Origin of the sequence: Maribacter algarum (ex Zhang et al. 2020) (assembly GCF_005885635.1) — a bacterium.
GTDB classification, from domain to species: Bacteria; Bacteroidota; Bacteroidia; order Flavobacteriales; family Flavobacteriaceae; genus Maribacter_C; species Maribacter_C algarum.
In genome coordinates this window covers 333,456-354,213 of sequence record NZ_VATY01000004.1, presented here as the reverse complement: position 1 = coordinate 354,213, position 20,758 = coordinate 333,456, and the positions used below count along the sequence as shown (strand labels likewise).

The following is a 20,758-nucleotide window of genomic DNA, read 5'->3' as shown; positions in this document are numbered from 1 at the left end:
TGCTACGGAAATGAAAGAAATCAAATCGATACTTCAACTTTATAATTCTTTAAAAGCTTCAGGAGAAAAATGTGCGATTGCACAGGTGGTTCGCGTTGAGGAATCTTCGTATCGACGTGAAGGAGCAAGAATGCTAGTTTTTGAATCCGGTGTTTTTGAGGGAGGAATCAGTGGAGGATGTTTGGAAGGTGATGCTTTGCAACGTTCTCAAATTGCCATACTTAAACAACAACCTTCCATTGTAACCTATGATACTTCTAAAGAAAATGAAATAGGCGTAGGATTGGGTTGTAACGGTGTTATCGATGTTTTGATTTCTCCTATTTCTGAAAATTCGGCTACTTTAGAAATGCTTCAAAAATGTGTTTCCGATAGGGGTGAACATATCATTGCTACAATAACTGCTTTAAACACTGATATTGATACGATTCCTTTAGGAAGAAGTTTCTACTACGATAAAGATTCAGCTTCCTTAGAAGATTGCCAACATGGCGGATTGCGACATTTTCTTCATGACAGAATCAAAGATGTGCTGGACAAGAAAAAATCAAAAACCTATCAGTTTGAGGAAGAAGGGGTAAAGGCGAGTGTTTTTATAGAATTGATTCCACCTCAATTTCATTTGGCGATTTACGGCGATAACTATGACGTTTACCCAATGCTAGAAATGGCAAAGTTGATGGATTGGGATGTTAGTCTTGTTGGCAATGTTCAAAAACTTAAAAAGGAAAAATTACATTCTGTAAAGAACATCTATCTTAAAGATGGCGAAGAACGCCCTGAAATAGACGACCGTACCGCAATCATATTAATGGCACACGATTATAAAACCGATTATGCAAATTTGCAGCAGTTGATTAAGACTCCTACGCCATACATTGCTTCTCTAGGACCCCGAAAACGTTTTGATAAGATGATTGCGGAATTCAAGGCAGATGGAGTAGAGTTTTCGGACGAAGAATTGGAACGTATTTACGCACCCTGCGGATTGGAGATTGGAGCAAATACTCCTGAGGAAATCGCTATGAGTTTGTTTAGTGAGATTCTAGGTGTTTTTTCTGGAAAGGAGGGTGGAATGTTACGAGAGAAGCTTGGGCCGATTCACGAACGGAATTGAATGTAAAGTCAGAAAGGGTTTAACCGTACGGGTTTCCCCTCCTAGGAGGGGAGGACTTATCTTTTATATTTTCATCTGCGCTCCCAAAGTATATTAGCTTCGCGTTGCTTAGCAACCTCTTTAGTAATAATCTCAACAGCATTTTTTATATCCTTTTGAGTTGTGTATCTCCCGATACTCAATCGTAAAGACGCATAAGCCAAACTGCGCTCGACGCCCATGGCAGTTAAAACATGAGAGGGTTCCACAGAAGCAGAGTTACAGGCGGACCCATTTGATACTGCAATCTGTCTACTTAGTGCTGTCAATAAATTAGCGCCATCCACAAAAGGAAAAGAAACATGAACAGTATTTGCCAAACGTTCACGGTTTGCATTGTTGGAAATGGCCATTTCAATTTCACGTAGACCTGACTCTAATTGATTCCGTAATTGTCCTAAGCGTTTTTTTTCAGAATCGAGATTATTGATGGCTAACTCAATCGCTTTTGCAAAACCGACAATTAATGGAGTATTTATCGTTCCGCCACGTTGTCTTTTTTGTTGTCCTCCTCCTTGGATTAAGCTTGGAAGACTATCACCATTTTCGTTATCCTTAATATAAACCAATCCGATTCCTTTAGGCCCGTAGACTTTATGTGCGGAGAAGCAAGCAAAATCTACTTGGTTTAGCACTTCTTTCAAATCTAATTTCCCTAGGGCTTGAGTGGTATCTGAAAAAAGAAGGCTTCCGTTTTCGTGGACCAATTTTGAAATATCTTCTAAGGGTTGAATGATTCCTGTTTCGTTATTAGCATATAAGACTGAAACTAAAATGGTATCTGGGCGTAGTGTTTTGTTTAATGTTTCCAAAGAAATCAATCCGTCGGGATTCACATCCAAATAACTGATTTCAAATCCATCTTCTTCCAAAAAGGCACAGGTATCCAAAACAGCTTTGTGTTCAGCTTTTGTTGTAATGATATGTTTTCCTTTGGATTGCATTTTTCGGGCAACACCCTTCAATACCATATTAATACTTTCCGTAGATCCAGAAGTGTAAATCAAACTACTTGGAGAAACTCCTAAATTTTTTGCTATGGATAATGTGGCATCTTCAACAGCACTTTTGGCCAACCATCCGTAAGGGTGATGACTGCTTGAGGGATTCCCAAAATCCTCATGAAAATGGGGTAACATGCTTTCCACTACTTCTTTAGCACAAGGAGTTGTGGCATTGTAGTCAAAATAGAGTTGGGAATACATGAGTTAGTAATTTTATTGTCATTCCCCTGAAGAGGGGAATCTTCTTCTGTTTTAGGTCCGAAGCTAAAGGTAAGGATTATCTCAAAATCAAAATGAAAGATAGAATCTTGCAAGCTTGAAAGTGGATTCCTATAGTACGATTATTAAACTGTTAAACAAAACAAGTATATGTTGCGACATCAAAAAAAATACGATATATTTAATGCTTACCTCTTAATTTAATTCACAAATAATTATGATTCCAGCTAATTTCAATTATCACAAAGCGACTTCCGTGAAAGAAGCCATCGCTTTGTCATCTGAACTTGGTGAGGAGGCAAAATACATGTCAGGCGGACACAGTTTGCTGCCGATGATGAAACTCCGTTTTGCCACCCCCGAACACATTATCGATATCAGCAAAATCGAAGGACTATCCTATATTAAGGAAGACGGCGATATGCTAAAAATTGGTGCTTTAACAACTCAAACAGAGATGGAGCATAACACATTGCTAAAAGAAAGCTACCCCATTATGGGTGATGCGATTTGGCTAACTGCAGACCCATCGGTTCGAAACGTCGGTACTATCGGCGGAAATATCGCTCATGGCGATGCAGCCAATGACCAGCCAGCTCTTATGTTAGCAATGCGAGCAAATATCGTTGCCGAAGGTGCAGATGGCACAAAAACAATTCCTATTGATGAATTTTTCCACGGATTTTATATGACGGCTTTAGAACCCTCTGATATTCTTACGGAAATTCAAATACCAAAAGCAAAAAAAGGAAGTGGTGGAGCGTACCATAAAGTAGAACGGAAAGTTGGGGATTATGCAACGGCAGGAGTTGCAGTGCATGTAGAGTTAGATGATAGTGGTGTATGTCAGCAAGTAGGTATTGGACTCACTAACGTAAGCGCTGTGCCAATGCGATTGGAAAGAGGTGAAGAACTGTTGCGTGGACAAGAAATTACAGACGAGCTTATCGAGCAAGTTGGACAAATTGCCAGCGAGGATTGTGAACCTGAATCAGATTTGAGAGGTTCTGAAGCGTATAAAAGATCTGTCGTAAATACGATTACAAAAAGAATGTTGAACAAGGCTTTGGAAAGAGCAAGACAATAATACAACTATGGCAAAACACGAAGTAACAATGACTATAAACGGACAAAGTGTAACTGCTGAGGTAGATTCTCGCTTATTACTTGTTCATTTCATCAGGGAAAATTTAGATATGACCGGTACCCACATTGGGTGCGATACTTCTAACTGTGGTGCATGTACCATTTTGTTGGATGGAAAATCAGTAAAAGCATGTACGTACCTAACGGTGCGAGCTGACGGTGCAGAGATAACGACGATTGAAGGCTTGGCTCCAGAAGGAACGAATCATCCGTTGCAGCAGGCGTTTCACGACCAACATGGTCTGCATTGCGGATTCTGTACTCCAGGTATGATTATGCGTTCTGTTGATTTGTTAAAGAACAACCCGAACCCTACAGAAGAAGAAATTCGTTGGGGTATTTCAGGAAATCTTTGCAGATGTACCGGATACAACAATATCGTAAAGTCCGTTCAGCAAGCTGCCAAAGAAATGGCGAAAGAAAAAGAAGCAACTGTTTAACCTCTAAATAAAGAAACTATGTTTAAATGTAAAACATCAGCAGAGGTTGGCGGAATGGGTCACTCTGTAAAAAGAAAAGAAGATGCTCGGTTTTTGCACGGCAAAGGTAATTATGTCGATGATACGAAACTGCCTGGGCAACTACATATGGTTATGGTACGAAGTCCGTACGCCTATGCCAAAATAAAAAGTATCAACAAAGAAAAAGCACTAGCGATTGATGGTGTATTGGCTGTTATCACGGGTGAGGATTTGGCCCAGTACAATCTGCACTGGATGCCAACTTTACTTTCTGATACACAAATGGTATTGCCTACGGATACGGTAATGCACCAGTCGCAAGAAGTCTGTGCGGTTATCGCAACTGATAGGTATGTCGCGGTAGATGGAGCAGAAGCTGTGGAAGTCGATTATGAGCCGATGCAGGCCATCGTTGACCCCTTTAAAGCTTTGGATGACGATGCGCCTCTGTTGCGCCCAGATAAAGAGGGGCAAGAAGACAATCAGATTTACCACTGGGAAAGAGGTGACCGAGCCAAAACCGATGAGGTTATCGCTAATGCGGATGTCGTTGTAAAAGAACGCATCTACCTACCAAGAATTCACGTAGCTTCTATCGAAACTTGTGGTTGTAATGCCTCCTATGACAAGGATACGCAAAAACTCACGGTTTATTTGACGACCCAAGCTCCACATGCAATTCGTACCGTCGTGGCACTGGTGGCCGGACATGTTGGGTTATCGGAAGAAAAAATTCGAATTATTTCCCCGGATATCGGAGGAGGATTTGGAGGTAAAGTTCCCGTTTATCCTGCCTATGTAGTTGCGATTGCGGCGACCTTCTTAATCGGAAAACCTGTCAAATGGATTGAAGACCGTTCTGAAAACTTGGTGAACGGTTTTGCTCGTGATTATCATATGGATTGTGAGCTAGCGGCTACGAAGGATGGTAAAATCCAAGCCTTTAAAGTTTCTACATTGGCGGACCATGGGTATACCGATTCTTCAGCGAATCCATCAAAATATCCTACGGGAATGTTTTCGATTTGTACCGGGTCATATGATTATGAACATGCATTTGCAGAATTAGATGCGGTCTATACCAACAAAGCTCCAGGTGGAGTTGCCTATCGCTGTTCTTTCCGTGTGACGGAGGCGGTGCATGCGATTGAACGTATGGTCGATAAATTGGCAGCTGAAATTGATAAGGATCCAGCGCTTTTACGTTTTGAGAACTTTATCAAGAAAGAGCAGTTTCCGTATGAATCTCCATTGGGATGGAGCTATGATAGTGGAGATTATAAAGCCACCTTGGAAAAGGCCATGGAAATGATTGGCTATGACGATTATAAAAAGGAACAAGCTGAAAAACGCGCCCAAGGAAAATTAATGGGTATCGGTATTTGCACCTTTACGGAAGTAGTAGGGGCAGGGCCATCCAAAGATTTCGATATCTTAGGAATTGCCATGTTCGATAGCGCTGAAATAAGAGTCCATCCAACAGGAAAGGCACTTGCGCGTTTCGGGACCAAGTCCCAAGGACAAGGCCACGAAACAACCTACGCACAGATTCTAGCGGAAGAACTGGGAATTCCTTATACCGACATCGAAATCGATGAAGGAGATACGGATACAGCACCATACGGACTAGGTACTTATGCAAGTAGAAGTACACCAACGGCAGGTGCAGCGGCAGCTATTGCAGCACGTAAATTGCGTGACAAAGGCAAAAAAATCGCAGCGCACTTATTGGAAGTAAGTGAGGAGGATATTGAATGGGAAGTAGGGAAGTACTTTGTAAAAGGAGCTCCTGAAAAGTCAAAAACGATTCAAGATGTTGCCTTTGCAGCTTACACCAATATTCCACCAGGATTGGAACCCGGTTTCGAAGCAACACATTACTATGACCCACCAAATTTAACCTTCCCGAATGGCGCTTATATTTGCGTTGTTGAAGTAGAAGAAGAAACTGGTGCGATTGATGTAAAACGTTTCGTTGCCATTGATGACTGTGGAAACATTATCAATCCAATGATTGTTGAGGGTCAAGTGCATGGAGGATTAACCCAAGGTATTGCACCAGCAATGTATGAAGGTATCGAATATGATGACGAAGGAAATGTTCTAAACGGAACCTTGATGGATTACCTAGTGCCAACGGCAGTAGAGTCTCCGCATTGGGAAACAGGTCATACGATTACGCCATCACCACATCACCCATTAGGTGCAAAAGGTGTTGCTGAATCGCCAACTGTGGGCGCACCACCAGCAATTGCAAACGCCATTATCGATGCTGTCGCTCCCTTAGGAATTAAGCATTTGGATATTCCTATTACACCTGCAAAGGTTTGGGAGGCCATTCAAGCGCAGAAGGCGAAGGCTTAGTATTAGGTGCGAAGTTAGAAGTACGAAATGCGAAGTTGAAATAAAAGAATTATGTGAAGGCTCCTCCCCTTAGATAAGGGGAGGTGGTTTTCCACTTGTGGAAAAGCCGAGGGGTCTAAAAGCCCAAGCCTTAATTAAAACCACATAACACTATCAGAAGCGCAGCCCATTAACAAAGCGCAGAACAAACATTAAACAGATTCCGACCTTCGTCGGAATGACAATAAATTTAGAATTGCATGAAAACACAATTAGATAAATCATTTGAGGTGCCACAAAGCACTGAATTGGTGTGGGAACACCTAATAGACCCAGAAAAAATAATGGATTGCGTACCAGGAGTATCTATTGACGAAAAAGTGGGCGATAACCATTACAAAGGAAAAGTTGGGATGAAGTTCGGACCCATGGGTGTGAAATACAATGCCGATATTTACTATAATGAAATAGATGTTGACAACCGAAAAATTATAATTTCAGGGGATGGCGTTGACGCCAAGGGAAATGGAAATGCAGAAATGAAAATGACCATTGACCTTTCCGACCGTGATGAAGGTGGCGTGAAGTTAGACGCAATAATGGATGTAACGGTAAACGGAAAAATTGCACAATTTGGTTCAAGGCTGATTTCAACGGTGTCGAATCAATTGTTCAAACAATTTGTTACGAATTTCTCAAAAAAATTAGCCGCAGCAGAGGCAGCAGTATAGATAGTCCCGATAATCCTGTAATCAAGAAGCTATGCTCCCCCGAGCATAGCTTTTGTAGTAATTAAAAATTTAGCTTTTGAACAAGGAAATTGATGCGCTTATACAAGATTTTTATAAGCATGATTACATCTTAAATGAAGAATTGGCAACTTCCATTTTTCTGTTGAAGAATTTGGAAAAACCATTGCTTTTAGAAGGCAATCCCGGAGTGGGAAAAACCATGTTGGCCAAAACCTTGGCTGAGCATTTAGGAACAAACCTCATTCGATTGCAATGTTATGAGGGATTGGATGTAAGTACCACCATTTACGAATGGAACTACCAGAAACAGCTCCTCCATATCAAACTTTTCGAACAAGAAAAAGACAAGAAAGCCTTGGGAAATCAAATCTTCGGAATGGATTACGTCCTCCAAAGACCTTTGCTACAATCCATTAGTGCAGACAAACCTGTGGTTTTGTTGATTGATGAAATCGATAGGGCAGATGAGGAATTCGAAGCGTATTTGTTGGAACTGTTATCTGATTTTCAAATCAGTATTCCCGAATTGGGAACGATTCCTGCGAAATCAAAACCTTTGGTCATCTTGACTTCCAATCGCACCAGGGAACTAAGTGATGCCTTACGAAGACGATGCCTCTACCATTGGGTGGACTTCCCGTCTAAAACCGGTGAGATAGATATCATTGCGAAAAAACTTCCAAATATTGACGAAGAATTGGCAACCCAGGTAGTTACGTTTATACACAATTTGAGAAAGTCAAGTCTACACAAACCTCCAGGAATTGCAGAATCCTTAGATTGGGCTAAGACACTTTTGTTGATGAACCAAAAAAACATCACCGACGAAATCGTAAAAACAACCATCGGCAGTGTCTTAAAACACAAAGACGATGTGGAGTTTGTGAGAAATAAAACCGTGCAGGAGTTTTTAGTTCCTATTACCTAAGATGTCACCCTGAGCGGAGTCGAAGGGCTACAACGCTAGAAACTTCAAACTCAGACCACATTCTAACTTAAGTAATCCAATAACTCAATAATCCATTTTGCAAGCCGTAACCAAAACATTCAAAGAACGCCTTATAGACTTTACGATGTATTGTCGCGAGCGTCAGTTTGTGCTAGGCCCCCAAGAAACTAGGGATGCTTTTGAAATTGCGGAACGGGGATATGCGTTGGACCGTAAATTGTTTCAATACAGCCTAAAGGCGATTTATTGCAAACGGAAAGAACACTTTGACCGCTTTGATGAAATGTTCCAACGCTTTTGGAGTCGCTATTACGAAGAGAAGTTAGAGCAGCGGAAAAAGCAAATCAAACAACTTAAAAAAGAAAAGGATACCGCTACCGTCATTTTTTTGGGAACCGAATTTAAACTCCCGAAGAAAGAAGTCAAAGAACAAGAAGCCAAAGAGACTGTTGGTGCGAATGAAAGCATTCGATTACGTATGACGGACTTCTCAAAAGTAGATGTTACGGATAAAGAGAAACTGGAAGAGCTAGCCGAAGAACTTTTTCACCAAATGAGTATGCGTTTCAAACGTAGACTGGAAAATGCCAATAAAGGCGGTATTGATATCAGAAATACGATTCGCCATGGGGTTTCCAAAGGGGGAATGCTTTTGGATTTAGCACACAAACGCAAACGAAAAGAAAAGCGCAAAGTCGTTTTTATTTTGGATGTTAGCGGTTCGATGGATACCTATAGCTACTATTTACTGCGTTATGTGATGGTGTTAAAAAAGTATTTTAAAAGCCTGGAGTTCTTTACCTTTAGTACGGAGTTGACGCATGTAACGCCGCTATTACGACAGAATAACGAACAGGAAGTTTTAAAGCAAATCGGTAAGAATGTACATTCCTGGTCTAGTGGTACGAAGATAGGGGAGTCGTTGACTGAATTTCTTTCGGTCTACGGCAGTAAGTTTCTAAGTCAAAAACACATTGTAGTGGTGTTAAGTGACGGATTGGAAACTGGAAACGTAACTGTGCTAAAAGAAGCGGTCAGAACCATTAGAAGAAAATGCAAAACCTTGGTATGGCTCAACCCATTAAAGGGAATGGCCGGCTACCAACCCATTCAAAAAGGAATGGTGAACGTGATGCCCCATTTAGATGCTTTTGAATCGGCACACAACTTGGATAGTTTATTGAAATTGGAAAAAGTATTGATGGATGTTTAACGAGATTGCCCTAAAAATAGAAGAACACCTGGCGAAAGGCTCCAACTTTGCCATTGCGCAAGTGATAGACCGTATCGCACCCAGTTCAGGAAAAGTAGGGGACAAGGCCCTGATTTTAGAAACTGGAGAACTCATCGGTTGGATAGGCGGCGGCTGTGTGCGTGGTATTGTCATTAAAGAAGCCTTGGATGTCATAAGAAGCAAACGCTACCGACGTGTTCGTATTTCTCCTGAAGGGGGTACGCGCGAAACAGCTAATTACAAAGAATATGTAATGTCTTGTCAAAGTAAAGGAACCTTAGAAGTTATGATAGAACCCGTAATTCCACAACCCGAATTGATTATTGTAGGGAAGTCCAATATCGCACGAAAGCTTTCGCTTTTGGCCGCAGCAGCTGATTTTAAGGTTTCTGTGATGGCCAGTGATGCGGATCTGCAAATGTTTCCTTCAGCCTATCAAGTAAAAGATAAAGTGGATTTTCGGTCGTTTAAGAGTGTTTCGAATACCTATATCATTGTAACGACACAGGGCGAAGATGATGAACTCTCCGTTCGTAAAGCCTTACAGACGGCAGTGAAGTTTGTGGGTTTTGTAGCAAGTGCCAAAAAATCAGAGGATATTCGAAAGTACCTGTTGGACCAAGGCATTTCAGAAAAACGGACGAACGAATTGCGTAGCCCTGTTGGATTGGACATCAATGCCAAAATGGCCAGTGAAGTAGCCATCAGTATTTTGGCGGAAATCATAGACCATTTTAGAAATGGCAATGCTGCTGATAATATGCCTGTACATGAAACCTCCACTACAGAAAGCTCAGCACCCGTAAATGAAAAGTTTGCCGAAGACTATTATATCAACCCGGTTTGTAACGTACCGGTCTCCAAAAAAAACCCAAAACATATTGTAGAATACGAAGGGGAGAAGGTGTATTTCTGCTGTGATGGGTGTAAGGTGAGTTTTGAAAATGAGCCTGCGAAGTATATGGAGGTTTAGAATCTAATATTTAACTTTGAAAGCTCTCTATTGCGGACATAAGTTGGAGGCTCTTGCCAGGCGGGAGAGGTTTGAAGCGGAGCAGGTAAAGCAACCTATACATTAAATTAAATAATCTCCGTATTTATTACATAATAATGAGGATATTAGAACTTAACCTTATTCTTCTCCTAAAAAAAATACTTGCTACAAACTTCTTTCAATAACTTAGTATTAGCGACTGGGTTTCAGTCCTCATTCCCATGTTTTTAGGAAATTTTGTTTTAAATAGAAATTTATTTTATTACTTATGTTCATTAACATGTATTCTAGCATAATTAACGTTTCCAGTAACAATTTCGTGAACAATAATATTCGCAATTGAATCGTTGAAATGAAAAGGATCTAAGAAATTATTGTTGTTTTTAGTTAATTTATTTGGGTAGTCAAAATCATAAAACAAGCCCAATTTTGATAAGTCAGACTTAAATTTATGTTCTTTTGGCAAAAGTTCAAATTCTTCTACTTTTTGTTGAAGATCAACATGAGTAGGGGGTATGAAAAATACTAGCTTAATATTATTATTATCACAGTACTCTGCTATTGCTGATAATTGAATAAAAAATCCGTTTGGATAATTATAATCTCTGTAAAAATTATTGGCTGTTGATTCTAGCTGATATCTCCAAAACTCAGCTTTGTCCAATCGTGGTTTTTCTATATCTATTTTCTGTTTGGTTACTAATGATTTAAGAATATAAAAAGTTGATTTAAAACAACTTTGACTAAATAGATATGATAAAGGAGATTTTTTCAAATCAATAGCTTCAGTTACCATATTCATACTATTTTTTTTATTGTAGAGATTGAAATTTACTCCAATATAAATTTCTTTGAGTTTATGAATTTTGTTTATGTACCAAAAGGTTTCAATTATTTCAGGTAGAGTTGCTCCAGCGTAGGCTAGATTTGAAGAACTCATATTTTTTAAACTATCTACTATTTTGACCTTTAGTCTGTTAGTCCTTGAATCTCCGAGAAAAATAATGTCTTTCGGTTGATCTGAGTATTCTTTGAGTTTGTATAAACGATAATTGAGTTTAGAGGATATTTGTAACTTAAGCTCGAGTAGTTTAGGATTAGTCTCCTTACGTAAAACATTGTATGGGTCAATGTACAGCGCCAATGAAACATAAATAATCAGAGGGACTAAAAAAAGTAGAATTCTTTTAATAAAATCTTTCACCTGAGTTTTTATTTAGAATTGGAAATAAATAAAATCTTGCTGGTTTCCTTGGAAGATAAAAATCAATAAAATCAGACCATAGTAGATACTCCATCGAAGTATTATACTTTTATTGGCATTGGAAAATTGCAGCGCGTGCTGTTTTTTTCGTTGGAACCATTCAACTAAAATAAATCCCGTAAGAAATAAAATAGTGTAAATTATGTTTGCTCCCGAGCTAATTTTTTTGAGGTCTAGAATCGAAATTCTAAATAAAGACTCAGAGAAAATACCATCGATAAAAGAAAATGCATGATACAGACTTTCTGCCCTAAAGAATATCCAGGCGAATACGGTTAAACCAAAGGTAAATAACATTAAAATAAGTTCTTTGATGTTTGGAAAGTACTTTTCGGCAGCTACGGTATCTATATATTTCCGATTGTTATGGGTCAGTAAAAGTGGTAAAAAATAAATAGCATTTAATACTCCCCAAACAATAAAAGTCCAATTTGCGCCATGCCAAAAACCACTTATAATAAAAATGATAAATGTATTTCTAACTTTCATCCATTTTCCACCTTGACTGCCACCTAACGGAATGTAAAGATAATCTCTAAACCAAGTAGAGAGTGAAATGTGCCAACGCCTCCAAAATTCTGCAATATCTCGTGAAAAGTAAGGGTAGTTGAAATTTCTCATTAGATCAAAACCAAATAGCCGAGAGGTGCCAATAGCAATATCAGAATATCCAGAAAAATCACCATATATTTGGAAAGCAAAAAATAAGGCGCCAAGCAATAAGGTACTTCCAGAATAGTCATCTGAATTGTTGAAAATTAAATTAGCATATTCAGCGCAATTATCGGCAATTACCATTTTTTTAAAAAGTCCCCAAAGAATCTGTCGCATGCCATCTACTGACTTTGAATAATCAAACGCTCTTTTTTTATGGAATTGTGGGAGTAACTGTGTGGCTCTTTCAATCGGTCCAGCTACTAATTGTGGAAAGAAGCTAACAAAAGCTGAAAATGCAATAAAGTCCTTAGTCGGAGATAACCTTTTTTTATAAATATCAATCGTATAACTCAATGTTTGAAAAGTATAGAAACTAATACCTACTGGAAGTATGATATTTAATGTATTGGCCTTTATATCGGTTCCGAAAAATGAAAACACATTTATGAAATTATCTAAGAAAAAGTTATAATATTTAAATGCTCCAAGAAGCCCGATATTTATAATAATGCTTATCCAAAGTAAAAGCCTTCTTTTCAGGGTATTTTCTTCTCGGAACAGTTGTCTACCAACAGAATAGTCAATTATTGTGCTCAAAAAAATCAATGATAAAAATCGCCAATCCCACCAACCATAAAATACGTAGCTTGCCACTAAAATTAATGAATTCTGTAACTTCAAGTTTTTATTTGTAACAAACCAGTAGAGTATAAATACAATAGGCAGGTAAATCGCAAAGTCAATGGAATTGAAAAACATAAATTCTACAAATACTTTTATTAAATAGCATTAGTAGATTGACTAGATTTGTATTTCAAATTCTTACATGAATTTTTACAATCTCTTTTCTCATAAGAAGATAAAGAAAGTCAAGGATGAAAGTTGAAGCCGTGGAATTTAAAAATAAAATATCAATTTTTAAAACCGAAAACCTTATAAAAATGGAGGTTTTCCTTTGTCGTAGTATTAGCTTGTTCAGAAGGCTTACAAAATCGCTTACGACTTCAACACCAACTCGCCTTTGTCATTCAAATGATACTCAAAATAAAACCACTTTTTGGTTTCTGAATCTGCCTCGTTTTTAAAGGCGGCGATAAGCCGTTCGCCATCGGTTTTAATGTAGATAGAACCAAAGACACTAACATTGGTACGCCCCAGTCGGTCAATATCGGCTTCTACACTTTCGGTATGCGCTGCTAGTTTTTCATCTTTAACGGTTCGAAACTTTTTGGCGTTCTTTTTTAGTCGGTTAATTATTTTTTCGTCTTCACTTTCGCGCGTAGAACGTTGGAGCTCTGTTGAGAGAATTACCGGGCTTGAACTTCGGCCTAATTTACCTAGTCGTCCTAGAAGGTCCGGTCTGGGGTGTACGTGCCCTTCTTCGTCACCAGAGGAGATGATAAAACAAGCAGGGTCAACCGTTCGTATAAACTCATCGGTTACTTTTTCCGAGCCGTGGTGGCATACTTTCATCACATCGGAGCGAAACCATTCTTGGGCCTCCTCAATCATGGCTTCACTTCGTGCACTTCCTTTTTTGGGCCATTTTGTGGTATTGCTGTAATGTTGCAAAAGATATTTCTCAGCAGGAATATTCAGGTCGCCTCCAAAGAATATTTTGAAGTTTCCATAATGCAAGCGTAAAAGAATGGAATGTCCATTTTTGGTCTCACCGTAGGATGCCAACTTGCGTAACATCAAATCTTTATTCTCATCTTCTTCCGGTACTGGCCCGAGTACTTCGATAGTATAGTCTTTTTCATTTCCTGGAGCAAAACCTTTCATATAGGCACGCCCATCGGCATCATGGGTGCTATGCCTTTCATGTACTGACAACATTTTGTAGCCTTTTATGTTCGGGTTTTTCAAGGCAGTATGCATCACTCCTGGGTATTGGTAATTGCCTATTTTTTCTTCGGTATCGTAGAGTTCCTCCAAGCGTTTTTTGGTTTCTACAAGCTCATGTACATAGCTATGTCCGTTTGCATGTTCATGATGGTCACCAAGCTTGGGCCATTTTCCACTCACGGGGCGTTCGTTGAGTCCGTTGTGATACACATTATTAAATCCGATTTTCTTATTGGCGAAAATGCTTTCGAAACCTAAATAGTGGTCATTATCAGGGTGGGTGAGTATGGCCGCTTCAAACTGAAATTTGTCCCGATAGGTTTTGAAGCGTCGCTCGAGAAAGGCATTCATATTATCCCCTTTACCGGCGTCAATAATCATTATCCGTTCATCTTGATCGCGTTCAGGCGTTATCAAAACACAACCATCACCTTGACCGACATCTAGAAATATCAATTCCATCGGTCGCTTTTCAGCGGTATGCGTTTCAAGTATAAATAGCGTTTCGGGGTTATCGCTATTGGGTGCCCAGATTACCGCAAGATACTTTTCTCTTTCATACGTCTTGTTCTTCGTTGGGTCGATACAAAGCCAATCGCCCCAAAGCACTTGCTTGACTTTTTTGCGTGTTCCATCTTTTATCTGGTACAGATAGGTTTTTCCTTTTTCGGGCAATCCTACGAATCGATGTTCCATAATAATACAATGCTATTTAGATGATAAATCTGTATAAATACTTAAAAGTTTATAAGTGCAAATTAGTATGGGGGAGATGATAGGCAATCTGAGGTACGACAAGATAAGAACTACTTGCTAAACGATAAAACCAAAAACCTTATAAAAAAGGAGGTTTTTAAGGTATAAATAGCTGTTGGGTCATTACAGATTTGGCAACCACATGCCCATAGTGGCAACGACAGTACCTACAGCAATGTAGGTAGTTAAAAGAAGAATAAAAATAGAAATCGCCTTTTGGGCCTTGGGCAGTTTACTTTCTTTCGCTTTAAAATAGAACCCAGCAAAAACTACGGGTAATATATAGCTACAGGTATACAGTACGTTTAAAGCGGGACCTTGAAAGGTATCTAAGTCAAAACCAACAGGCCCTTGATTTATAGCAATCCACCCCATAAGGAAGACCCGAAAAAACCAAACACCACTCATGGCTAAGAACAGTCGTATGGCCCACTTTCTATGTACTGCTAACTTTCGTGCTATGGCAAATTTTACGGCGTAAATTGCACAAATCATAATGAGCATTGCGTTTATGGTGATGAAAATTGCACCAGCCAAACCACCGGCCATAGTTCTCATCCAAGCTAGGTACAAACCTGCCAAACTAATTACAAATGCTGAGATGATATAAATACGGCCATTAATTCTATGAAAGCGTGGAAATTTGGACCGAACTTTTTTCATTAGTTGTAAAGGCCCGCCAATAGTGATAACCGCAGCCAAGGCCATGTGTAGGGCAAAGAAGACATTTCCCCAAATATCTTTGGGAACATAACCATTTGTAGTAGAAGCATTCCAACGTTCAAAGTCCCCTGCTAAACCATTCACGCCGTAGACTCCTAAAATATAAAGTGCAAAAATGAATTGACCGATGACAACAACGGTAAACCAAATATTGACGGAAGTTTTAAGAAGTTTTGGTGATTTTACAGTACTGGTAATGGTTGATGATGCCATAGTGTTGGTTTTTTGATTGATAAAAGAAAGCCTGTTCATTTAACAGACGTAAAATTCGCTTGGGACGTTGCCTAGTGAAATGACTTTTTTATGAATGTCGTTACTTGTAAAATGATGATGAAGCGGTGGAAGTGTTTGAAAATCTATATTTTTTCAAGATTCTAAATTTTACGTGAGCGGAGATGAGGCCAGCCTGTAGCTAGTCTCAGGTTGTTTAGTATAGGTTTATTCTGTCGTTTTGATTTTTGAAGCGACGAATGTATAGGTATCCAAATCAAAGTTTTTGATGATTTTTTCTTCTATATCGTTTATTGCTTTGTCGTCAACTCCAGAATTTTTAAGTGTTTTCAGCAACAGTTCATAACCATTGGTCTGCTTGTCCTTGCGGTCTAAAAAGAGTGCCTTGGTAAAGGCTATCATTTTTTCTTCTCCGATTAGATGCTCAATCGCCAACAATTGAAAAGCTCCTATCAAATACCGATAGCCATTGGTAATTTCGTGGTAATGCTCTACTTTATCTAAGCGAACGAAGTTTTGCGCTTTTTGTAGACGTTCATAAGGTCTTTTCATAAGTTCTGGATGGTACTCCAAACGATATTTATAGCTATAGTATTCCGCAAAAGATTCTAGAAATAGCCAGTATAAATTGGTTTTGGGTTTAAAGACATTACCAAAAAGATAGTGGGCAACCTCATGCGAGAGATAGCCTTCTAAGTTTTTCGCAGCTAATTTTTGATTCACATTTACAATGGTAGGGTAGGTCATAAAACCACCCCAACTCGAATTGTCTGAAGGCAGATGCGCAAACGTAAATTTTTTAGGCATTTTGATAGCAGTAGTCGTTTCGTAATACGAATTGATACTTTGAAAGAGCGCATCGAAATAGGAAATGGTCGACTCTTGGTCGATATTGATATAAATGGCGTGGTCGGTTTCCTGCCAATCGAAGTCCCCGGCAATAAGCATAATATTTTCTGTAGGGATGCTACTTTCAAAGGTACTTCCACTAGATTTCGGAATGCCTGAACCGATGTAAATATTCCTGCAATCGGTGCAGCTCGCTTTAATAGCATAGGTGTAGTATGTTTTATTCGATATAGAGGACATTTGATTTGGCCCAACAAAAGTCGGATACCATTTGGATTGTTCGCTGGCCCTTAGAATTCCATAGTTGTTCACAATTTCCCCTTTGTAATCTTTTTTGTTCTTCCCATTGGAATAACTTTTAAAAGAGCCCTTGGTTTTTAAATGTAGGGTGTCGCTAGGAGTAATTGGTTTCGATAACGATATTTCATAAATATCGCAATCATAACATTCTTCTTTGGTCTTTTTTATTGAAATCTTTTGCCCGTTTAATAAGGTCTCCTTAATAGCAATTTTATGATGGAGAATGATTTGTACTTTGCTGCTTTCGACATTAAGATTTGTTAGGGAATAGTCGCCGACTAGGGTTTCTTTTTCCAAAGAAATGTCTAGATTTCCTAACAAGACGGTCGATTGTGCCGTAGTAAAACAGGTGACGAGTATTATAAGAGGAAAAAGGAATTTCTTCATAAGGGGATGCTATTAATCCATGGGGACTTCAATATCTTCTCCCCAAATATATTTCCCAAACCATTGCCAATTGTGCCAAGTAGCGGCTAGTCGCTCTTTGGGTTTGGTAATACCATGTCCGAAGCCTTTATAGATGATAAACTTTGTTTCAACGCCAACATCCTGTAAGCCCTGAAATAGTTCGTACGCATTGGCAATCGGTACCCTCCGGTCATTCTCCCCGTGTTGTATAAGGGTAGGGGTGCTAGCCTTATTTATGTTCGTCATAGGAGAGGTTTTTTCATAGATTTTCTTATCTGACCATGGGGTAGCCTTTAAATACTGCCGTGTAAACGGATGAATATCGGTATTCACATAATAAGTCATCCAGTTGGAAATTCCAGCACCAACTGAAATTGCTTTGAATTTATCTGAATTCGTGGTTAAGAAGGCCGAAATGTAGCCTCCTTGGCTCCAACCCATTGAACCTACTTTGTTTCCATCAATAATTCCTTTTTTCTCCAAATGGCGAACTCCTGAAAGCACATCCCAAGCATCTCCAACCCCTAGATTTTTTACATTGAGCGAACGAAACTTTTCACCATAACCGGCCGAACCGCGATAATTAGGGCGTAATATCAATGCTCCCTTATTCAACCATTGTACCATCGGATAAACATATGACGGTACTGCTCCGGGAGTAGACACTCCCGTTGGTCCTCCATGAATGATAACTAAAAGAGGATATTTTTTATTAGCATCGTAATCTTGAGGTTTATGTAAAACACCCTCGATAATGGTACCATCTTTACTCTTCCAACTAATAACTTCACTTTGCGCTGTTGCCCAATTTTCGATTTGTTTAGTTGATGACGTTAGTGCTTTTATGTCATCAAAAGGAAAACTTGTTGAATATACCTCAGTTAAATCGGTATCGTTACTTCCAGTAAAAGCAACTTTTGTTCCATCATCTGAAAATGAATAATTCCAAATGCGTTCCGGAGTTTTAGAAAGAATTTCGGTGTTGCCGTTTTCTGGATTGATGCTTAGTAATCGTCGCACGGTTTTTTGCCATGACAGGGCAAATATACCTTTGGTATTCCACTGCATAGCAAACAAGTCTTCATCAAAAGCTGCTGCCAATTGTTGATTATTTGTTCCGTCAATATCGATTCGGAAAAACTTTCCATTTTTATAATAGTTCGAGACTTTGTCGTTCAAACTACTTCCATACAAAATAGACTTTCCATCTGGCGACCAATCTACTAGTCCATCATAGCTCGGATTCTTGACCAATGATTTGAGTGATTTGGTCTCCATATCGTAGATAGAAATATCTGCCTCGAAAAAAGTATTGGTTAACGGATTGGGCTGGTGTTCAATGGCCACTTTCTTTCCATCTGGAGACCATTTAAAGGTATTGACCGAAAAAGAAGTGCTGTCGATTAACGGTTTGGCTTCATGTTCTTTTTTAAAAAGAGAATCTTTAAGTTGTTCTGGAGAGGGAAGGAGATTGAGTTTGGCAGGATTAAAATCCAACAACCATATTTGATTCTGACTAAACTCGGCATCCTCAACGGCGAAACCGCCAAATTTATCCTTTCTTTTTTCCTCTTCCTTTGACTTATCTTCAGATTGAATAAAAGCAATTTTTTTTCCGTCAGGAGACCATTCAAAACGGGAGATGTTTTTTTCTGTACTAGTAAGTTGAGAGGCTTCTCCACCTTCGGCCCGGATAATATGAATTTGTGTTTTTTCCCCTCGCTTTGAAGAGAAAGCTATCCATTCACTATTGGGTGACCATTTGGGATTTCTGCTAATTCCCTCATTGTTATTGGTCAGTTGAAAAGGGGTATTACCATTCTTAGATAGCCAAAGCTCCCTATCAAATTTGTTTCCTTTCCAATCAACAGACTGTTTTTCAAAAACAATATGTTTTCCGTCAGGAGAAATGACCGCATTGGAGTTTGATTGCAAAGAAATGACTTCTTCAAAAGAAGGATTTTTTCCGGTTTGTGCAGAACTGTTTATAGCATATACACATGCCAGAACGAATAGGAATAGCTTTTTGGACATCTTAATTGTTTTCGTAATTATTCACCTTCATACTTGCCTGAATAACGTTTCCAAAGCTCAGTCTGATGGGTTTCCAAAGAAATGTTTCTGCCGTCGATAAAAGCATGACTCAATTGATTTGTACGCATATCTAAGGCATCTCCTTCAGAAATAAATAAGGTGGCACTTTTACCGATGGCAAGCGTTCCGTGAGTTGCATCAATGCCCAAGATTTTGGCGGTATTACCGGTTATCATTTGTACCGCTTTTTCTTTTGCCAATCCTTGTCCGACAACCTGCCCGGCATAGAAAGGAAGGTTTCTGGTTTGAAAGTTGCTTGCTTCTCCGTTTTGGATGGCAACTAAGAGCCCAGCGTCAGATAATAGTTTGGGCAGCTTGTATGGTAAATCGTAATCATCATCCTCAAAATTCGGTGTGTTATGGGTAAACTGTACTAACACAGGAATATCATTTTCTTTTAAGAAGTCAGTCACCTTATAAGCATGATAACCTCCTACTAAAACAACTGATTTTATACCCGAATTTTTTGCTAGGGTAATTCCGTCAATGATTTCTTTTTCCCCATCTGCATAGAGGTATAATTTTTGACTTCCATTAAAGGTTCCTTGCATAGCGGCAAAAGCAGGATTCAACTCTTTTGCAGTATTACCACCATAGGCAGCGGAATTTTGGAGAAAAGTTTCTACTTCAGTAACTTGCTTTTGATAGTCCTTGTTTGGTTTTAAACCTCTTGGTTCCCCTAACCACCAGCGACCTCTTCTAAAACTGGACGGCCAGTTTAAATGAATACCGTCATCTACTTTTACGGCAGCGTCCTCCCAGTTCCATGCATCAAATTGTACTATTGAAGATGTACCGGAAATACGACCTCCTTTGGGCGTAATTTGCGCCATCAAAACCCCATTAGGCCGCATGCTCTCTACTACTTTGGATTCTGAGTTATAGGCAATCAAACTCCGTACATGGGGAATCATATCTCCTATTTCGTCAGCATCTCTACTAGCTCGAACTGCGTTTACTTCAATTAAGCCTAATTCTTTTACTGGGGCTATGAATCCGGGGTAAACATGTTTCCCGGAAGCATCTATGACCGTCCCCTGGGTAGTTTCGCCAGAACCCAAAGCTGTGATTTTTCCATCCTCAAAAACAATGGTACAGTTTTCAACTACAGTACCATCTCCGATATGTGCGGTGGCACCTGTAATGGTTATGGCTTCTGTTTGTTTGTTTGCGGGAGTTTGTTGTGCCCAGCTGGTCATCCCGAAGGTGAGGAGGAGGGTGATTAGTATGTTTTTTTGTTTTTTCATCATTAGTACTTTTATTGTCATTCCCGCGAAGGCGGGAATCTATTTACTGTTGCTTTTATGCTTATTATGGCTTGGGCTTAACACACCCCTAACACCTCTCAAGAGGGGAAAACCTTTGTTTCA

Annotated in this window: 16 protein-coding genes; 8 read left to right on the top strand and 8 right to left on the bottom strand. The window is 39.3% G+C overall.

The genetic code is table 11. The annotated features are described in order from the left end of the window. Nucleotides 1-10: 10 nt before the first annotated feature. Entirely contained in the window at nucleotides 11-1,117 is a 1,107-nt protein-coding gene (locus FEE95_RS18505) for an XdhC family protein (protein WP_138659509.1), read from the top strand. 71 nt (nucleotides 1,118-1,188) lie between these two features. Here the strand turns inward: FEE95_RS18505 and FEE95_RS18500 are convergent, their stop codons facing one another. Beyond that, nucleotides 1,189-2,361 (bottom strand): cysteine desulfurase family protein, encoded by a 1,173-nt coding sequence (locus FEE95_RS18500; RefSeq protein ID WP_138659508.1) that lies wholly within the window; start codon nucleotides 2,359-2,361, stop codon nucleotides 1,189-1,191. A gap of 235 nt (nucleotides 2,362-2,596) precedes the next feature. Between FEE95_RS18500 and FEE95_RS18495 the strand changes: the two genes are divergently transcribed. The 7 genes from FEE95_RS18495 to FEE95_RS18465 all read left to right on the top strand — a co-directional run bounded on the left by FEE95_RS18495 (nucleotide 2,597) and on the right by FEE95_RS18465 (nucleotide 10,237). Continuing rightward, a complete protein-coding gene (locus FEE95_RS18495) occupies nucleotides 2,597-3,466 on the top strand; it encodes an FAD binding domain-containing protein (protein ID WP_138659507.1) in 870 nt (289 codons plus the stop codon). A gap of 7 nt (nucleotides 3,467-3,473) precedes the next feature. Next, the gene (locus FEE95_RS18490) at nucleotides 3,474-3,965 is read left to right on the top strand and encodes a (2Fe-2S)-binding protein (RefSeq protein WP_138659506.1); all 492 of its coding nucleotides are present in this window, start codon (nucleotides 3,474-3,476) and stop codon (nucleotides 3,963-3,965) included. Between the two features lie 18 nt (nucleotides 3,966-3,983). Next, nucleotides 3,984-6,350, top strand: a complete 2,367-nt coding sequence (locus FEE95_RS18485; protein WP_138659505.1) for an aerobic carbon-monoxide dehydrogenase large subunit — start codon at nucleotides 3,984-3,986, stop codon at nucleotides 6,348-6,350. Between the two features lie 239 nt (nucleotides 6,351-6,589). Next, nucleotides 6,590-7,060, top strand: coding sequence for an SRPBCC family protein (locus tag FEE95_RS18480; protein ID WP_138659504.1), 471 nt, complete (start codon nucleotides 6,590-6,592; stop codon nucleotides 7,058-7,060). 76 nt (nucleotides 7,061-7,136) lie between these two features. Beyond that, nucleotides 7,137-8,009 (top strand): AAA family ATPase, encoded by an 873-nt coding sequence (locus FEE95_RS18475; protein WP_138659503.1) that lies wholly within the window; start codon nucleotides 7,137-7,139, stop codon nucleotides 8,007-8,009. A gap of 97 nt (nucleotides 8,010-8,106) precedes the next feature. After that, on the top strand, nucleotides 8,107-9,243 hold the full coding sequence (locus FEE95_RS18470; protein WP_138659502.1) for a vWA domain-containing protein: 1,137 nt from the start codon (nucleotides 8,107-8,109) through the stop codon (nucleotides 9,241-9,243). Then, the gene (locus FEE95_RS18465; protein ID WP_138659501.1) at nucleotides 9,236-10,237 is read left to right on the top strand and encodes an XdhC family protein; all 1,002 of its coding nucleotides are present in this window, start codon (nucleotides 9,236-9,238) and stop codon (nucleotides 10,235-10,237) included. Before FEE95_RS18470 ends, FEE95_RS18465 begins: the two co-directional genes overlap by 8 nt. 283 nt (nucleotides 10,238-10,520) lie before the next feature. Here the strand turns inward: FEE95_RS18465 and FEE95_RS18460 are convergent, their stop codons facing one another. The 7 genes from FEE95_RS18460 to FEE95_RS18430 all read right to left on the bottom strand — a co-directional run bounded on the left by FEE95_RS18460 (nucleotide 10,521) and on the right by FEE95_RS18430 (nucleotide 20,635). Then, complete coding sequence (locus FEE95_RS18460) at nucleotides 10,521-11,462, bottom strand: hypothetical protein (RefSeq protein WP_138659500.1); 942 nt, start codon at nucleotides 11,460-11,462, stop codon at nucleotides 10,521-10,523. Between the two features lie 12 nt (nucleotides 11,463-11,474). Continuing rightward, entirely contained in the window at nucleotides 11,475-12,938 is a 1,464-nt protein-coding gene (locus FEE95_RS18455; protein ID WP_138659499.1) for an MBOAT family O-acyltransferase, read from the bottom strand. Between the two features lie 237 nt (nucleotides 12,939-13,175). After that, nucleotides 13,176-14,723 carry a ComEC/Rec2 family competence protein gene (locus FEE95_RS18450; protein WP_138659498.1) on the bottom strand — a complete coding sequence of 516 codons (1,548 nt, stop codon included), beginning with the start codon at nucleotides 14,721-14,723 and terminating at the stop codon, nucleotides 13,176-13,178. Nucleotides 14,724-14,906: 183 nt separating this feature from the next. Further along, on the bottom strand, nucleotides 14,907-15,719 hold the full coding sequence (locus FEE95_RS18445) for a DUF2306 domain-containing protein (RefSeq protein ID WP_138659497.1): 813 nt from the start codon (nucleotides 15,717-15,719) through the stop codon (nucleotides 14,907-14,909). A gap of 225 nt (nucleotides 15,720-15,944) precedes the next feature. After that, nucleotides 15,945-17,273: a M1 aminopeptidase family protein gene (locus FEE95_RS18440; protein WP_138659496.1), complete on the bottom strand. Its 1,329-nt coding sequence runs from the start codon at nucleotides 17,271-17,273 to the stop codon at nucleotides 15,945-15,947. A gap of 12 nt (nucleotides 17,274-17,285) precedes the next feature. Beyond that, complete coding sequence (locus tag FEE95_RS18435; RefSeq protein WP_138659495.1) at nucleotides 17,286-19,328, bottom strand: S9 family peptidase; 2,043 nt, start codon at nucleotides 19,326-19,328, stop codon at nucleotides 17,286-17,288. 17 nt (nucleotides 19,329-19,345) lie between these two features. Then, nucleotides 19,346-20,635, bottom strand: coding sequence for an amidohydrolase family protein (locus tag FEE95_RS18430; RefSeq protein WP_138659579.1), 1,290 nt, complete (start codon nucleotides 20,633-20,635; stop codon nucleotides 19,346-19,348). Nucleotides 20,636-20,758: the final 123 nt, after the last annotated feature.

Bases quoted from the DNA above. Each gene is read 5' to 3' on its own strand.
- FEE95_RS18505 (WP_138659509.1), top strand. From the start codon at position 11: ATGAAAGAAATCAAATCGATACTTCAACTTTATAATTCTTTAAAAGCT.
- FEE95_RS18500 (WP_138659508.1), bottom strand. From the start codon at position 2,361: ATGTATTCCCAACTCTATTTTGACTACAATGCCACAACTCCTTGTGCT.
- FEE95_RS18495 (WP_138659507.1), top strand. From the start codon at position 2,597: ATGATTCCAGCTAATTTCAATTATCACAAAGCGACTTCCGTGAAAGAA.
- FEE95_RS18490 (WP_138659506.1), top strand. From the start codon at position 3,474: ATGGCAAAACACGAAGTAACAATGACTATAAACGGACAAAGTGTAACT.
- FEE95_RS18485 (WP_138659505.1), top strand. From the start codon at position 3,984: ATGTTTAAATGTAAAACATCAGCAGAGGTTGGCGGAATGGGTCACTCT.
- FEE95_RS18480 (WP_138659504.1), top strand. From the start codon at position 6,590: ATGAAAACACAATTAGATAAATCATTTGAGGTGCCACAAAGCACTGAA.
- FEE95_RS18465 (WP_138659501.1), top strand. From the start codon at position 9,236: ATGTTTAACGAGATTGCCCTAAAAATAGAAGAACACCTGGCGAAAGGC.
- FEE95_RS18455 (WP_138659499.1), bottom strand. From the start codon at position 12,938: ATGTTTTTCAATTCCATTGACTTTGCGATTTACCTGCCTATTGTATTT.
- FEE95_RS18450 (WP_138659498.1), bottom strand. From the start codon at position 14,723: ATGGAACATCGATTCGTAGGATTGCCCGAAAAAGGAAAAACCTATCTG.
- FEE95_RS18445 (WP_138659497.1), bottom strand. From the start codon at position 15,719: ATGGCATCATCAACCATTACCAGTACTGTAAAATCACCAAAACTTCTT.
- FEE95_RS18440 (WP_138659496.1), bottom strand. From the start codon at position 17,273: ATGAAGAAATTCCTTTTTCCTCTTATAATACTCGTCACCTGTTTTACT.
- FEE95_RS18435 (WP_138659495.1), bottom strand. From the start codon at position 19,328: ATGTCCAAAAAGCTATTCCTATTCGTTCTGGCATGTGTATATGCTATA.
- FEE95_RS18430 (WP_138659579.1), bottom strand. From the start codon at position 20,635: ATGAAAAAACAAAAAAACATACTAATCACCCTCCTCCTCACCTTCGGG.